Origin of the sequence: Embleya sp. NPDC056575 (genome assembly GCF_042793325.1) — a bacterium.
Taxonomy (GTDB): domain Bacteria; phylum Actinomycetota; class Actinomycetes; order Streptomycetales; family Streptomycetaceae; genus Embleya.
This window is the reverse complement of the sequence record NZ_JBHTVA010000035.1, coordinates 44,243-60,231: the sequence shown is the minus strand read 5'-3', so window position 1 is coordinate 60,231 and position 15,989 is coordinate 44,243. Positions and strand designations below refer to the sequence as shown.

At 71.8% G+C, this 15,989-nt stretch carries 12 protein-coding genes; 11 read left to right on the top strand and 1 reads right to left on the bottom strand.

Annotated features, from left to right (window positions below; genetic code table 11):
• Positions 1 to 222: 222 nt before the first annotated feature.
• Positions 223 to 1,566, bottom strand: coding sequence for a UDP-N-acetylglucosamine 1-carboxyvinyltransferase (gene murA, locus ACFRCG_RS26555; protein ID WP_126643613.1), 1,344 nt, complete (start codon positions 1,564 to 1,566; stop codon positions 223 to 225).
• A 151-nt stretch (positions 1,567 to 1,717) separates the two neighbouring features.
• Between murA and ACFRCG_RS26550 the strand changes: the two genes are divergently transcribed.
• From ACFRCG_RS26550 to ACFRCG_RS26500, 11 genes are all read left to right on the top strand, one after another.
• On the top strand, positions 1,718 to 2,104 hold the full coding sequence (locus ACFRCG_RS26550; protein ID WP_380035843.1) for a hypothetical protein: 387 nt from the start codon (positions 1,718 to 1,720) through the stop codon (positions 2,102 to 2,104).
• A gap of 5 nt (positions 2,105 to 2,109) precedes the next feature.
• Positions 2,110 to 2,667, top strand: a complete 558-nt coding sequence (locus ACFRCG_RS26545; protein WP_078977041.1) for a YqgE/AlgH family protein — start codon at positions 2,110 to 2,112, stop codon at positions 2,665 to 2,667.
• Between the two features lie 110 nt (positions 2,668 to 2,777).
• Entirely contained in the window at positions 2,778 to 3,092 is a 315-nt protein-coding gene (locus tag ACFRCG_RS26540; RefSeq protein WP_380035840.1) for a DUF3039 domain-containing protein, read from the top strand.
• Positions 3,093 to 3,360: 268 nt separating this feature from the next.
• The gene (locus tag ACFRCG_RS26535) at positions 3,361 to 4,194 is read left to right on the top strand and encodes an FAD binding domain-containing protein (protein ID WP_380003144.1); all 834 of its coding nucleotides are present in this window, start codon (positions 3,361 to 3,363) and stop codon (positions 4,192 to 4,194) included.
• The gene (locus tag ACFRCG_RS26530; RefSeq protein WP_380035837.1) at positions 4,191 to 4,772 is read left to right on the top strand and encodes a (2Fe-2S)-binding protein; all 582 of its coding nucleotides are present in this window, start codon (positions 4,191 to 4,193) and stop codon (positions 4,770 to 4,772) included. Before ACFRCG_RS26535 ends, ACFRCG_RS26530 begins: the two co-directional genes overlap by 4 nt.
• Before the next feature lie 13 nt (positions 4,773 to 4,785).
• Complete coding sequence (locus tag ACFRCG_RS26525) at positions 4,786 to 6,957, top strand: xanthine dehydrogenase family protein molybdopterin-binding subunit (protein ID WP_380035835.1); 2,172 nt, start codon at positions 4,786 to 4,788, stop codon at positions 6,955 to 6,957.
• A 667-nt stretch (positions 6,958 to 7,624) separates the two neighbouring features.
• Positions 7,625 to 9,037: an MFS transporter gene (locus ACFRCG_RS26520; protein ID WP_380035832.1), complete on the top strand. Its 1,413-nt coding sequence runs from the start codon at positions 7,625 to 7,627 to the stop codon at positions 9,035 to 9,037.
• 128 nt (positions 9,038 to 9,165) lie between these two features.
• Positions 9,166 to 11,661 carry a hypothetical protein gene (locus tag ACFRCG_RS26515; RefSeq protein WP_380035829.1) on the top strand — a complete coding sequence of 832 codons (2,496 nt, stop codon included), beginning with the start codon at positions 9,166 to 9,168 and terminating at the stop codon, positions 11,659 to 11,661.
• On the top strand, positions 11,658 to 12,668 hold the full coding sequence (locus ACFRCG_RS26510) for a phosphotransferase family protein (RefSeq protein ID WP_380035826.1): 1,011 nt from the start codon (positions 11,658 to 11,660) through the stop codon (positions 12,666 to 12,668). The genes ACFRCG_RS26515 and ACFRCG_RS26510 overlap by 4 nt, the downstream gene beginning before the upstream one ends.
• A 236-nt stretch (positions 12,669 to 12,904) precedes the next feature.
• Positions 12,905 to 14,686, top strand: coding sequence for a DEAD/DEAH box helicase (locus tag ACFRCG_RS26505; protein WP_380035823.1), 1,782 nt, complete (start codon positions 12,905 to 12,907; stop codon positions 14,684 to 14,686).
• 619 nt (positions 14,687 to 15,305) lie between these two features.
• A complete protein-coding gene (locus tag ACFRCG_RS26500) occupies positions 15,306 to 15,977 on the top strand; it encodes an IclR family transcriptional regulator (RefSeq protein WP_380035820.1) in 672 nt (223 codons plus the stop codon).
• Positions 15,978 to 15,989 lie beyond the last annotated feature (12 nt).

Genomic DNA, 15,989 nt, shown 5'->3' with positions numbered 1-15,989 from the left:
GGAGTCTGTTTGTGGGCGGCCTCTCCTCTCCCGGCGGCGCCACCGGTCATGTACGCCCCTAGCTGCCGGGGGTCACCCGGGCGGGGGGGCTTCCCTCGCTGGGGAAGCCGCCCTTCCGGCGTTGTGGGGCCCGAGCGGCCTGCGCGGCCCTCCTCGGGCCCCTGAGGCCCCGGGAAGGGGCCATCGTGATCCGAGGGGCCGCGGGAAACGGCCGACGAGCGACTAGGCGACGCTCTCGGCGACCCGCATGGGCAGCTCCACGCGGGCGCCCAGGGCCTCCAGCTTGGCCTGGAAGTCCTCGTAGCCGCGCTCGATCAGGTCGATGCCGGTGACCCGTGAGGTGCCCTCCGCGGCGAGCGCGGCGATCAGGTACGAGAAACCGGCCCGCAGGTCCGGGATGTCCAGGTCGGTGGCGTGCAGCTTGGCCGGCCCGGAGATGACCGCGGAGTGCTGGAAGTTGCGCTGGCCGAACCGGCAGGGCGTACCGCCCAGGCACTCGCTGTAGAGCTGGATCGTGGCACCCATCTGGTTCAGCGCCGAGGTGAAGCCGAGCCGCCGCTCGTACACCGTCTCGTGCACGATGGACAGGCCCGTGGCCTGGGTCAGCGCGACCACCAGCGGCTGCTGCCAGTCGGTCTGGAAGCCGGGGTGCACGTCGGTCTCCAGGGCGATCGCGTTCAGCGGCCCGCCCGGGTGCCAGAAGCGGATGCCCTCGTCGTCGATCGAGAACGCGCCGCCGACCTGCCGGAAGACGTTCAGGAAGGTCATCATGTCCAGCTGGCGGGCGCCGCGGACGTAGATGTCACCGTGCGTGGCCAGCGCCGCACAGGCCCAGGACGCCGCCTCCAGCCGGTCCGGCAGGGCGCGGTGGTCGTAGCCGCCGAGCTTGGCGACGCCCGTGATTCGGATCACCCGGTCGGTGGTGACCGAGATGATCGCGCCCATCTTCTGGAGCACGCAGATCAGATCTATGATCTCCGGCTCCACCGCCGCGTTGGACAGCTCGGTGGTGCCCTCCGCGCGCACCGCCGCGAGCAGCACCTGCTCGGTGGCGCCCACGCTGGGGAACGGCAGCCGCACCTTCGCGCCCTCGAGGCCGTTGGGCGCCTCGATGTAGAGCCCCTCGGGGCGCTTGGTGATCACCGCGCCGAACTCGCGCAGCACGCTCAGGTGGAAGTCGATCGGCCGGTCGCCGATCATGCAGCCGCCCAGATCCGGGATGAACGCGCGGCCGAGGCGGTGCAGCAGCGGGCCGCAGAGCAGGATCGGGATGCGGCTGGAGCCGGCGTGCGCGTCGATGTCGGCGACGTTGGCCTGTTCCACCTGGGTGGGGTCCATCAGCAGTTCGCCGGGCTCGTCGCCGTCGCGCACCGCGACGCCGTGCAGTTGCAGCAGGCCCTTGACGATGCGTACGTCGCTGATCTCCGGGACGTTGCGCAGTCGGCTCGGCGCCTCGCCCAGGAGTGCGGCCACCATCGCCTTGGGCACCAGGTTCTTGGCGCCCTTGACCCGAACCTCGCCTTCCAGCGGGGAACCGCCGTGAACCAAGAGCACGTCGTCTTGCATGAATCCTCGCACTTCTGTGGGTGCCGGAACCGACAGGGAAGATGGGCCGACAGCGCTACACGGTAGTCGGATCCGCGTCGGTGCCGTGGCGGGTTGTGGTGCCGAAGGGCCCGGGGAAAAGGGTCTTCGGGCCCGTGGACGAGGAGTGGGGATGGCCGGGGGAACGAGGGGCGGCAGGCTCGCGTACTGCGCGTTCGTGGTGGCGGTGCTGGTGAATCTCTACCTCCTGTTCAATCCCGGCAGTCCGGGTGACCCGGCGCCGTTCGTTCCACATCGTGACAAGATCGTGCATTTTCTCTCCTTCGCCGCCATTGCCTGGACGGGTCGGCGTGTCGGAATCGGTGTGCTGCCGCTCGGCGCGCTGCTCGTGGGACACGCGGTGGAGAGCGAGCTGGTCCAGCACTTCCTGCTGCCGCACCGCAGCGGCGACCCGTTCGATGTGCTCGCGGACGTGTGCGGGATCGGCGTCGGACTCGCCCTCGCCGGCCGACTTCCTCGCCGAGCGGCGCACTCTGACGCGGCGGTTGCGGGATCATGAGCCCTATGACCGAGGTATCGCTCACCGGACGCCTGCTCGTGGCCACGCCCGCGCTGGCCGATCCGAACTTCGACCGGTGTGTGGTCTTCCTCCTGGAGCACGACGAGGACGGCACCCTGGGCGTGGTGATCAACCGCCCCAGCCCGGTGGACGTCGACGACGTGCTCGTGCCCTGGTCCAAGATCGTCAGCGAGCCGTCCGTGGTGTTCCAGGGCGGGCCGGTCGCGATGGACTCGGCGCTGGCCATCGCCTCCGTGCCGGGCGGCGCGGAGCCGCTGGGGTGGCGTCGGGTGCACGGCGGTCTCGGGCTGGTGGACCTGGACGTGCCGCCGGAGCTGGTGGCCGCCGACTTCGGGTCGATGCGGGTCTTCGCGGGCTACGCGGGGTGGGGTCCCGGGCAGTTGGAGACCGAGCTGCGGTCGGGCGCGTGGTACGTGGTCGACTCCGAGCCGGGCGACGCCTTCACGCCGACGCCGGATCGGTTGTGGCGGGCGGTACTGCGGCGGCAGGTGGGCGAGTTGGCCATGGTCGCCACGTACCCGGAGGATCCGACGCTGAATTAGCGCGGTCGTGGGGTGGTCGCGGGGGCGCCCGCGGGGGTGGTCACGCGCGGGCTCGGCGCTCGTGCGCACGCGCCGATCGATGCCGTCGGCGTCTGGCTATCCTGGGGGGTATGACCACTCCCCAGAGCTTCCCGGAGCCGGAGCACGGGACGGGCACCGGCACGCTGATCGAGGAGACGCCGAAGCTCTCCCACGGCGACGGTGACCACGAACGCTTCGCGCACTACGTCCAGCGCGACAAGATCATGGAAAGCGCGATGTCCGGGAGCCCGGTCATCGCCCTTTGCGGGAAGGTCTGGGTACCGGGTCGCGACCCGAAGAAGTACCCGGTCTGCCCGATGTGCAAGGAGATCTACGAGACCATGCCCGCGGGCGGGTCGGGTGACAAGGACAAGAGCGGTGGCAAGAGCGGCGGCAAGAAGTAGCGGTCGCGGTAGCGGTAGTAGCAGTCGCTGAGGTGTGCGTGGGGCGTCGACCGATTCGGTCGGCGCCTCTTGCGTCGCGTCGTGGCTCGGGTGGGTGCGGGTGGTGCCGGTCGGGGCGGGATTCGACTCGCTTTTCACCCGTTGTGTTTCGGTTCCGGGGCCCGGTTCACCGGGCGGGGTTTCGGGTTGGCTCAAATCTCGGCCGGGTCCGCTCGTTTCGTGGCCGCGTGGCAATAGGGTGGGCGGCGCTGTGGACGCGACGATCTTGATGCCGTTGTCGCTCGACGAGGCCGTGGACGCCCTCGCGCGCGATCCCCGGGCACTGCCGGTGGCCGGGGGGACCGACCTCATGCCCCGTGTCAACGCCGAACTGGTGCGACCGTCGGCCCTGGTGGGCCTGGCGAAGGTCGCCGACCTGCGGCGATGGGGTTACGAGGACGGTTTCGCCATGCTCGGCGCCGGGCTCACCTGGGCCCGGCTCGCGGACGCGGACCTGGCGGCGCTCGTCCCGGCGCTGGCCGCCGCCGCCAACGAGGTGGGCACCGCGCAGGTCCGCGCGATGGGCACGCTCGGCGGCAACATCCTCGCGAGCGGCCGACCCGCCGACTCGCTGCCCGTACTCGCGGCCCTGGAGGCCACCGTGTCGTGCCGTTCGCCCGGCGGGGTGCGCGAGGTCGCACCGCACCTGCTCGAACCCCGGTCCGGTCCGATCGCCGAACAACTTTTGCGGCCGGGGGAGTTGATCACCGGCGTGCGGGTGCCGCTGCTGCGCGGGGTGCAGGAGTTCGTCAAGGCGCCGGTGGGCGCGGGCCGGTATCTGACCCTGGCCCTGGTGGCCGGGCCCGTGGTCGGCGACGTGCGCTGCGCGGTCGGCGGGGCGCATCCCGGGCCGGTGCGCGCGTTCGAGGCCGAGCGGTGGTTGGCGGGGCGGATGGACGCGCGTACCGGGCGGCTCGCGGACGGGCGCGACGCGGCCGACTTCGGCCGGCTCGTCGCCGACGAGGTGCGCCCCGATGCCGAGCAGCGGGCCGCCCGGGCGCATCTGCGGCACGTGGTCGCGGTGTGCGCGCGGCGCGCGGTACAACGGGCGTTCGGCGGATGAGCGGGCCCGGATTCGGGGACGTCCTCGGGGGCGACACGACCCCGACGACGTCGTACGTGCTGCGGGTCAACGGCGAGGCCCGGCTGATCGAGAACGCCTGGATCGGCGAGAACCTGCTGTACGTGCTGCGCGAGCGGCTCGGCCTGCCCGGTGCCAAGGACGGCTGCGGGGAGGGCGTGTGCGGCACCTGCACCGTGCAGTTGGACGGGGTCGCGGTGGCCGCGTGCCTGATCGCCGCGGCCACGCTGGGCGATCGTGAGGTCCGCACCATCGAGGACCTGGACAACGACCCGGAGACCGCCGACGTACAGCGCGCGCTGATCGAGGCCGGCGCGGTGCAGTGCGGGTTCTGCGCGCCGGGTGTGGTCGCGTCGGTGTGCGCGCTGCTGGCCCGGGTGCCCGAGCCGAGCGAGGTGGAGATCCGGCGGGCGCTCGACGGGCACCCGTGTCGGTGTGCGGGGCCGCATCCGATGGTGGACGCGGTGCGGATCGCGGCGCGCCGGCGGGTGCCTCGGGAGACGCACTCGACGATGATGTTCAACGTGATCGCGCCGCCGACGTCCGGCGGCGCCGAGTGAGCGGGCGGACCCGGTGATCGGCGAATCCGCGCCGCGCCCCGACGGTGACGCCAAGGCCCGGGGGCGGTTCTCGTACACCGGCGACCTGTGGGCGCCGGGCCTGCTGTGGTGCGTGCTGGTGCGCTCGCCGCATCGGCACGCGCGGATCCTGGGCGTCGACGCCGGGGCGGCCTACGCGGTGCCGGGGGTGCGCGGTGTGGTCACCGCCGCCGACCTGCCCGCCGGGGCGTGTCACGGGGCGATCGTGGCGGATCGGCCGGTACTGGCCGACGGTGTGGTGCGGTTCGCCGGGGAGGCGGTCGCGGCGGTGGCGGCGGAGACGTTGCAGGCGGCGCGGGCCGGCGCCGCGGCGGTGCTCGTGTCGTACCAGCCGCTGGAGCCGGCCGTCGACCCCGAACACGCTTTCGCCGGGCCGCCGTTGCATCCGGACGGGAACGTGCTGCGGCACATCGCGTTGCGGCACGGGCGGCCGGTCAGGGTGCGTCGGGACGGTACGCCCGTGGAGGAGGTGGTGGTCGAGGGGCTGTACGAGGTGCCGGCGCAGTATCAGGCCAATCCGGCCACCGACGCCGCGCTCGCGCTGCCCTCGCCCGACGGCGGGGTCGAGTTGCACGTGGCCACGCCGTATCCGCACGCGGACCGCGACCAGGTCGCCGAGTGTCTGGGGTTGCCGGCCGGGATGGTCCGGCTGATGCCCACCGGCGCGGGCGGCTCCGGGGGCGGTCGCGAGGACGTCGGACTGACCGCCGTGGTGGGGCTGTTGGCGCTGCGCACGGGGCGGCCGGTCAAGGCGGTGCTCGATCGGGCCGAGTCGCTGCGCGCGGGCGGGCATCGGCACGCGGCGCGGATGAAGTACACGCATCGGGCGGACCGGGACGGCCGGCTGCTCGCGGTGGAGGCGCAGATCATCCTCGACGGCGGCGCGTACGCCGGGGTGTCGGCGGAGGTGGTCGGGCGGTTGATCGGGTGTGCGGCGGGGCCGTACATGGTGCCGTACGCGGCGGTGGATGCGTGGGCGGTGCGGACCAACAACGCGCCGGCCGGGGCGATGCGGGGGCCGGGCGCGGTGCAGGTGTGCTTCGCGCACGAGGCGCAGATGGACAAGCTGGCGGACGCGCTGGGGATGGACCCGGTGGAGCTGCGGCTGCGCAACGCGCTGAGCACCGGGACGATGTTGACGACGGGTCAGGTGCTGGACGGGCCGGTGCCGGTGGGGGCGGCGTTGCGGGCGGTGGCCGAGGCCGCGCCGCCGGCGGCGGCGCCCGCGCCGGGGACGTTGCGCGGGACGGGGTACGCGGTCGGGCTGATGCCGCTGCTCGGGATCGAGGGGGCCGACGAGTCGTCGACGGCGACGGTGCGGCTCGACGGCGGGGTGGTGACGGTGACGTGCGCGGCGGTCGAGGTCGGGCAGGGCTTCGTGACCCTGGTGCGGCAGATCGTCGACGAGGTGCTGGGGGTGCCGGACGCGATCGTGCTCCAGGCCGGGACCGCGCTGCCGACGGCGGGGGCGCCGGGGGTGGGGCGGCACACGTGGCTGACCGCGGGGGCGGTGGAGCAGGCGGCGCGGGAGATCCGGGAGCGGCTGTTGGCGCCGGTGGCGGCGCGGTACGGGATGACGGCGCGGTTGCTGGATGTGCGCGACGGGCGGATCCGGTCCTATGACGGGCTGATCGACCTGCCGGTCGATGTGATGTACGAGGACACGGCGACGGTGACCACGGCGGGCGCGTGTCGGGCGCCGAGCACGGAGCCGTTGGACGACGCGGGGCAGGGCAACGCGTACCCGGCGGTGGCGTTTTCGGCGTGTCGGGTGGTGGTGGACCTGGATCCGGAGCTGGGCACGATCCGGGTGGTGGACGTGACCGGGTCCTACGACGCGGGGCGGGTGCTGGATCCGGCGCAGGCCCGGGTGCGGGTGGAGGGTTCGGTGGCGATGGGGGTGGGGCTGGCGCTGACGGAGGACGCCGAGGCGGTGTGGGCGCCGCCCGGGCCGTGGGACGTACCGCCGGTGCGGGTCGCCGCGTGGATCGAGGAGCCCCAACCGGGCGCCCCCTTCGGCGCGAAGGGCCTCGGCGACGCCGCGATCGTCCCGGTCCCGGCCGCCCTGGCCGCGGCCGTCCGCAACGCCACCGGCCTGGAACTCCCCCGCCTCCCCATGCGCCCAAGAGACGTAGTGGTGGACTGACGCCCCCGCCGGTGCCGCCACGGTACGGACCGCGCCTGCCGATGGTGGCTCGCGCGCCCATGCCGGGGTGTCACACGACGGAACGCACTCGGGCGCCGCCCACCCGGCGCCTCCGAGCGCGACATGCCCGGACCGGCGAGCCGCCTCGCCCCACGGCGCCGCCACACCCCACCGAGCCCCGAACCCGCCACGCCCGGCGCGCCAGGCTCTCCCGGCGTGCCCGGTGCGACGTCTGCCGATCCCGGATGCCCGCCGCCCCGCCATGCCCGCTCGGTGCGCGCCACGTCCGTCGCGCTCGGCCCGCCGTTTCGTCTCGCGGCGTCTGTCGGTCTGTCGTGCGGCGGTTGCTCGTCGCACCCTGCCCGCGCCACGCCCACCACGACCGACCTGTCCGTCGCCTTCCGCTCCCGGGCTCCGCATCACACCTTGCCTGCGGCGGCTCACGACATCCGCCGTGTCCTAGGCGGCCTTCGGGCTCGCCCCGCTGCGTTCGCCCCGGCTCGAGCCCGACGCCACGCGCCGTCGTGCCCTGATGCGGCCCTCGCCGTGTTGCCGGTCGCGGTCCCCGCGTGCACAGGGACGTGGCCCGCCTTGGGTGTGGTTCGTTGAGAAAGTGGGGTGATTGCATTGATAAGTCGGTTGATGTGACAGGGCCTAGGCTGTCTCGGTGACAGCCGTAGGGGAGTCGAAGTCCGCCGCACGACGTGGCGCCGCAGGATCCGAGGGGCGGGAGCCGGGGGTGTTGACCCGGCCCTACCGGCATCTGACGCTCGGGATCGTGTCGGTCGTCCTGTTGATCGCCTTCGAGGCGATGGCCGTGGGTACCGCGATGCCGGTGGCGGTTCGGGAACTGGACGGGGTGCAGCTGTACGCGCTGGCGTTCTCGAGCTTCTTCACCACCAGCCTGCTCGCCATGGTCGTCTCCGGCGAGTGGTGTGACACGCGTGGACCGCGGCTGCCGCTGTTCGGCGGGATCGGGGCGTTCGCCGCGGGCCTCGTACTCTCCGGCACCGCGCAGTCGATGTGGCCCTTCATCGCCGGCCGGGCCGTCCAGGGCCTCGGCGGCGGCCTGGTGATCGTGTCCCTGTACGTGGTGGTCGGCAAGGCGTATCCGTCGGCGCTGCGCCCACGCGTGTTCTCGGCCTTCTCGGCGGCATGGGTGCTGCCCTCGATCGTCGGGCCGCCGGTGTCCGGCCTGGTCACCGACCATCTCGGCTGGCGCTGGGTGTTCCTGGCGATCCCGGTGCTCGTGGTGTTGCCGATCGTGATGATGCTGCCGCAACTGGAGCGGATGGCGGGCGAGTCGGCCCCGGACGTGCGAATGAACCGACGCCGCATCGGCGCGGCGGCCGGCGCCGCGCTGGGCGCGGGCATGCTGGAGTACGGCGGCCAGGACCTGGACGTGGTCGGCATACCGCTCCTGGTCGCGGGGACCGCGCTGATGGCCGTGACGGTGCCCCGGCTGCTGCCGACGGGCACGATGCGCGCGGTACGCGGCCTGCCGACGGTGATCCTGTCCCGGGGCGTGCTCGCGGGCGCCTTCTTCACGGTCGAGTCGTTCGTTCCGCTGATGTTGATCAGCGAACACGGGCTGTCTCCGACCGAGGCGGGCCTGACCCTGACGGTGGGGGCGTTGTCCTGGGCGATCGGATCCTGGTATCAGGGTCGTTCGTCCCACGAGCGCCGTCCCGTGCTGGTCCGGGTCGGCTTCCTGTTCGTGGTGCTCGCGATCGCCGGAGCGCTGCTGGCGTTGCTGCCGGGCATGACCCCCTACACGGTCACCGCGGGGTGGTTCTTCGGCGGTATCGGCATGGGCCTGGCCGTCGCCTCGCTGAGCGTCCTGACCCTCGACCTGTCCACTCCGGAGGAATCCGGCACCAACTCCTCCTCCCTCCAGGTCGCCGACTCCCTCGGCACGATCGTCATGATCGGCATCTCCAACGCCGTCTTCGCCGCCCTCCACGAGGGTTCCGGCAAGGACGGCGGCGTCTTCGCCCTGATCTTCGCCATCATGCTCATCCTCGCCCTGGCAGGCACGTTCCTGCCCCCGCGAATCCGCCCCCGCCCCACCCGAAGCTGACCGAGAGCCCCCGGCCCGGTCGTGGGCTCGTCGATCGGCGGTGAGATTCCGGATACGGACAGCGACTCCTGCGACTACCCTGAGTCCCGAGCGCGTGCGGTATCGCGCGCCATCGGGGATGGGGGCTCATGCCGTTGCAACCGCGTTTTCGCAGATCCGCAGGCTCGCAGCGGCGGTTCGTCGACCGGGAAGAGGCCACGGCGGCCTTCGAGGCGGTGTGGACCGACACCGGGGCCGGCCTGCGAGTCGTGAACGTGACCGGTGTCGGCGGCATCGGGAAGTCGCGATTCCTGCGGGAGTGCCAGGCACGGTCGACGGCCGAGGCCCGCACCGTGCTGCTCGACCTGCAGATTCCCGCGCTGCGCGAACAGGACGCCGCCCTCGCGGTGTTACGGTCGGGCTTCGGCGCCCAGGGGGCCGCCTTCCCCCGCTACGACCTCGCCTACCTCGCACTGTGGCAGCGCCTGCACCCGCACCTGCAGATCTCACTCGCCGATGTCGCGGCCCGCCAGCAGAGCGACGTCCTGGCCGATCTCGCGGACGCGGTGGGCGGGTTGCCGGTGTTTCGGACTGTCGGCGGGCTGCTGAATCTGGCCGGTCGTTCGTCCGAGAGGTTCAAGCGCTGGCGCTGGCTCAGAAACGACGAAACCCTCCAGCGGCTCGACGACCTCGATCCCGCCGAACTCGCCGACGCCGCGACCTTCCTGTTCGCCGAGGATCTGCGGCTGGCCAGTGCGGAGCAGCGCTACCTCGTCTGCGTCGACGCCTACGAGGCGCTGGTGGGCGGCAGCACCCGGGCCGGTCGGACCGCCGGGCTGGACGCGTGGTTGCGCGATCTCGTGTCGCAGATGGACCGGGGCGTGGTGGCGATCGCCAGTCGCGAACCGCTGGGCTGGGAGACGTACGACCGCCAATGGATGGCACACACGGTGCACATTCCGCTCGACGGCCTGCCGATGACCGCGCGGGTCGAACTCCTCGAAGTGCACGGGGTCTCGGACGCGCGGCAGCGCGCCGCGCTGGCCCGGGCCAGCTCCGGCGTGCCCTTCTATCTGAATCTGGCCCTCGACGCGGACACCGGCACCGATCGCGGCGACGGAGCGCTCACTTCCGCCGTGTCGGGCGAGGAGATCCTGGAACGCTTCCTGCATCACGTGGACCCGCAAGAGGTCCGGTTGCTCGAGGTGCTCGCCGTGGCCCGCACCGTCGACTACGAGATCTTCCGCGCGGTCGCGGCCGCGTTCGGCCTCGCGGCGGATCGTCTGACCTGGGAAACGTTGACCGCGTACTCCTTCGTCCAGCCGGCCGGCCTCGAGCGGTTCCAACTGCACCAGCTGATGGCCGGCGAGTTGCGAGCCCGCCAGACGACGGAGCTGCGCCGGGCCGTGCACCGGGTGCTCCGGGCCGAGTGGCGCGCCCGTGCCGACGTCTCCGGGGCAGCGGTGGCGAGCATCCGCAGAACCACCGGGGCACAACTGCGCGAGGTCGTCTACCACAGCATGCACGCGGGGGACTTCACCCCGGCCGAACTGCTCGCCCTCACCGGGGAGATCGCCGCGAGCGGCGGCATCCGCTCGCTGGGCGGGGTGGTCGAGGACGTACGGCGGTTCTGCGCCGCGGCCGAGCAGCCGCGCCCGGATCTGGAGACCGCCGCGCGCTGCGTCGAGGCCGAGACCGCGATCCTGGTCGGGGACGTCGAGCACGCCGAGGCGCTGACCGGCGGCCTGCGCGACATCGACGGCGGCGACTCGGCCCAGGTGCGGCTGGGGCTCGCCGGGGCGGATGCGTTGCGGGTGCTCGGCCGCACCTCGGAGGCACTGGCCCGCTACTCGTCGTTGTGGCAGCGGGCCACTGTTCCCGAGGGCCGCAGCGCAGCGTTGTGGGCGGCCGACCTGTACATGGCCGGTGGGCGCTTTCGCGACGCGGAAACCGTGGTGAACGGGCTCACCGCCACCCTGCATCGCGACGAACACCTGTTGCGCGGAGACACCGCGCGGCTGATCCATCTGGGTCGACGGTTCGCGTTCGACTTCCCGGCCGCCCGCAGCAGCCTGGACCAGGCGCAACTGCACTATCTGGAGGCCGGATCCGCGGTCCATCTCGCGAACCTGGTGGTCAACCGGGCCGAGTTCCTCGCCTGGACGGAACCCGAACACGCCGGCGACGTGGCGGACGAGGCGATCACGGCGCAGCGCGAGATCGGTGCCCTGCACGAACTCGGCAAGGCGTACACGGCCAAGGCACTGGCCCTGCTTCGCTGCGGGCGCGCCGCGGAGGCCGAATCGTCGCTGGACACCGCGCTTGAGGTGCTCGGCCGGGCCCGGTACCGGTCGGGCACGGCACGGGCCCAACTGGTCCGATCACTCGCGCTGTTGCGCCGCGGCGAACCGGAGAACGCGCGCGGCACCGCGGAGTGGGCGATTCGGGAGTTCGAGGCGGCGGAGGTGTATCCCACGCTCGTCATCGCCTCGCTGTGCACCCTGCGCAGGTCGGGGCTCGATCGACCGGAGCACGCGGCCTCCCTGGCCCGGGCCCGGGCCGCGATCCGTCCCGTCGACACACTCGGCGCGCTCGAGGCGAGAGTGGACGCCTGGATCGCCGGGGTCCTGGGGGAGCGGGCATGACGCCGGATGCGATCACGCTCTATCGCGAGGCCCGCGCGTCGGGTACGAGCGCGTCCGGGTTCTACAACGACAACGTGCGGTCCGAGACGGACGACGGAGCGGTGATCGTCCGCATCCCGATCCACGGCGCGGACGGTATGGATCTGCGCGTATGGCCGGAGCAGGACGTGATCCGGGCGGTCGCGCCGTGGGTCGCCGCGGTCCCCGAGGTCCTGCACGTCTCGGCGGATCCGGTGTTCCAGATCCACCGATTCATCGCGGGTGACGTGGTGGACACGATCGCGCCGCGCGGTATGGCGGTGCCCGCGCACCTGCCGGGAGACGTGGTGCGTTTCTTCCGCGCGATGTCCGAGGTGCCGCACGACGCCCTGCCCGACCTGCCCGCCGATTGGCCGAAGGAGAGCGATACGGCCGGGTTCGGGGCACGGCTGTCGGCGGTCACGGCAGACGTCTGGCGGCGCTTTCGCGAGCCGTACGCGGCGCTGTACGCGGCCCTGGGGGTGCCTGCGGATCCGCTCGACCGGGTGGAGGCGGATTGGCCCGCGCTGACGGGGCGAGTGTTTCGCGCGCTGCACTGCGACGTGCATCGCAAGAATTTGATCGTGGCGGCGGGCCGGACGTACTTCCTCGACTGGGAACTGGCCCTGTGGGGGGATCCGCTCTACGACCTGGCCGTGCACCTGCACAAGATGGACTACCTCCCGGACGAGGCCGAGGCGGTGCGCGGCGGCTGGCTCGCGGCGATGCCGGCCGACGCGAGGACGGCGGCCGCTGTGGATCTGCCCGCGTACATCCGGCACGAGCGGGTCAAGTCGGCCCTCGTGGACACCGTTCGGTACGCCAAGTTGATCACGGCGGCGGTCGACCCGGGGACCGAGGCCCGCCTCGTCGCCTCGTTGACCACGAAGCTGAACCGGGCCAGGGCGGTCTGGGGCCTGGACGCCCGGTTGGCCGGCGAGGAGACGCGCCGGATCCTGGGCGCACACGCGCCCGCCGTCGTGGAGTGACGTCGAAGCCGACACGTCGATCCGCCGAGGGGCGGGGGGTTTGTCGGGACGCGCCTGGGACGTCGAGGTGGATGGGATTTGGGTGGGCGAAGGGCCCGGGGATTTGGGCGGAATCAGGGGTGAGCGGAGAGGTTTCGCCCGGGCATGGGGTCGTGTTCGGAGGGCCCCGATGGGGCGCTCGGGTAGCCTGAGCGCTTGTCTTTGGTTGTCTTTCGGTCTGGAGCAGAGCCGTCGCAGTGAGTACCGCAGCCGCGTCCCATCTGTCCCCGGCCTTTCCGAATCGTGCCTCGTGGGGTACGGCGAACAAGTTGCGTGCTTGGCAGCAGGGGGCCCTTGATCGGTATTTGGAGCGGCAGCCTCGGGACTTTCTCGCGGTGGCCACGCCCGGTGCCGGCAAGACCACGTTCGCGTTGCGGATCGCCTCCGAGTTGTTGGACGCGCATGTGGTGCACCAGATCACCATCGTGGCGCCGACCGAGCATCTGAAGAAGCAGTGGGCCGAGGCCGCCGCGCGCATAGGGCTGCGGATCGATCCGAATTATTCGAGTTCGTCGGGACCGGTCTCGCGGGAGTATCACGGCATCGCGGTCACCTACGCGGGTGTCGGGGTGCATCCGATGTTGCATCGGCGGCGGGTGGAGAACCGCAAGACGCTGGTGATCCTGGACGAGATCCACCACGCGGGCGACAGCAAGTCGTGGGGCGAGGCGTGCATGGAGGCGTTCGAGCCGGCCACCCGGCGGCTCGCGTTGACCGGTACGCCGTTTCGGTCGGACATCAACCCGATTCCGTTCGTGGCGTACGAGGAGGGCAAGGACGGCATCCGGCGGTCGTCGGCCGACTACACCTATGGGTACGGCCACGCGCTTTCGGACGGCGTGGTGCGGCCGGTGATATTCCTGTCCTACTCCGGCGATCTGCGCTGGCGGACCAAGGCCGGGGACGAGATCGCGGCGTCGCTCGGCGAGCCGATGACCAAGGACGCGATCAGTCAGGCCTGGCGTACCGCGCTGGATCCGCAGGGGTCGTGGATGCCGCAGGTGTTGCGGGCCGCCGACAAGCGGTTGGGCGAGGTGCGCAAGGCCATTCCGGACGCGGGTGGTCTGGTGATCGCCACCGACCACGAGTCGGCTCGGGCGTACGCGCGGATGATTCGGGAGATCACCGGTCAGGGCGCGACGCTGGTGCTCTCCGACGACGCCGGCGCCTCGAAGAAGATCGAGGACTTCTCCGCCTCCGAGGAGCGCTGGATGGTCGCGGTGCGGATGGTGTCCGAGGGGGTGGACGTGCCTCGGCTGTCGGTGGGTGTGTTCGCGACGACGATCTCGACGCCGCTGTTCTTCGCGCAGGCCGTGGGGCGCTTCGTTCGGGCCCGCCGCCGTGGTGAGACCGCGTCGGTGTTCCTGCCCTCCGTGCCGACGCTGCTCCAGCACGCGAACGAGATGGAGATCGAGCGCGACCACGTGCTGGACCGCCCGAAGAAGGAGGGCGGGATGTACGACGAGGAGGACGCCCTCCTCGCCCAGGCCAACGCGCAGAAGGACGAGCCGGGACAGCAGGAGGAGTTCGCGTTCGAGGCGCTGGAGAGCGAGGCCCGGTTCGACCGGGTGTTGTTCGACGGCGCGGAGTTCGGACTCCAGGCGCACGTGGGCAGCGAGGAGGAGCAGGAATACCTGGGGTTGCCCGGGCTGCTCGAACCCGACCAGGTGCAGATGCTGTTGCAGTCGCGCCAGGCCAAGCAGGTGGCCAAGAGCCGACGCCGGCCGGACCACGAGGCCGACCTGTCGGAGAAACCGGCCGACCAGCGCCCGGTGGTGACGCATCGTCAGATGACCGCGATGCGCAAGGAACTCAACACGATGGTGGCCGCGTGGCACCATCGCACCGGGCAGACGCACGGGCAGATCCACAACGAGCTGCGGCGGGTGTGCGGCGGGCCGGCGGTGGCCCAGGCCTCGGCGGGGCAGTTGGAGGCGCGGATCGGGAAGATCCGGGAGTGGGCCACTTCGGGGCGGTGAGTGCGGGGGCGGGGTGGCGCGCCGAGGAGGTGTGGCGTGCCTGAGCCCTCGCCCGAGCTTCGGCCCGAGCCCGAGCCGACGCCGGAGCCCGAGCCGTCCGAGCCCGCGTCGCCCCCGGTCGATGGGTGATCGACCCGGGTGAGGCTTGTGATTTCGGGTCGATGGCGGCGGTTGGGATCGTCTCGATTTCGGTGGTGGAGCGCGCTCGGGGGTCGGGGGCGGACTGCTCTTGGTCTCAGGGGTTGGGACGCGATGTCCGACTGGTGAGTACGGAGTTGCCCGGATGCCGCCCTGCGCGCAACGTGGCGAGGATCGCATGTTGTGGATTGGTTTATTTGTGACTTATGTCCTGATACATCTGATATTTTAGTTGTCCGTATCTCGGATATCCGGTGCCAAAGCTTCCCCCTCTGGTTAGCGTGATCCTCTGACGCCTCGCACAGGAGAAACCGTCCTGCGTGGGCGTGGGAACCCGTTCGGCCTGCCCGTCGAATGGTGACGAGTACGTGTCCTGGCCCCATGATCTGGCGCCGCACAGCCTCGCGAATGTGGCGTTCCGTTCGGGGATCGAACGCCGCCGCTGGACGTAATGCAACGTCACGCGAAGGGAGGGGGGCCGGTGGTCGCCGAGACGTCACAGACCCTGGACCGAGGACTCAAGGTCCTCGAACTGCTCGCCGATGCCTCGGACGGTTTGTCGGTGTACGACATCACCGCCGCACTGGGTGTCAACCGCACCGTCGTCTACCGCATTCTCGCCACCCTGGAGCAACACGGCCTGGTCCGCCGCGACGAGAGCGGACGTACGAAGCTCGGCCTCGGTGCGCTGCAACTGGCCCGTCGGGCCCACCCGCTGGTCCGCGACGCGGCGGTGCCGTGTCTGCGTCGGCTCGCCGAGGAGACCGGGGCCACCGCGCACCTGACCATCGTGGACGGCGTGGAGGCCCTCGTGGTCGCCGTGGCCGAACCCACCTGGACCGACTACCACGTGGCCTACCGGGTCGGCTCGCGGCACGCGCTGGACGCGGGTGCGGCGGGGTTGGCGATCCTGGCCGCGCGTCGGGTGATGGCCGGGCTGGACGGGCCCAGGTCCTATGTGTACGCCCCGGGCGACGGTCGGAACACGGTGCCGGGGATCGCCGCGGCTGTGCCGGACCTGGCGGCGGTGGAATCGAGCGTCGGGATCGTCTCGCTCGGCAACCTGGACACCGAACGCCTGGGGCGTCGGGTGGCCGAGGCGGCGGCCGAACTGTCCAACGAACTGGGCGGCGTGCGGGTGTCCGCGGCGTAGGGTCGGGGTCGG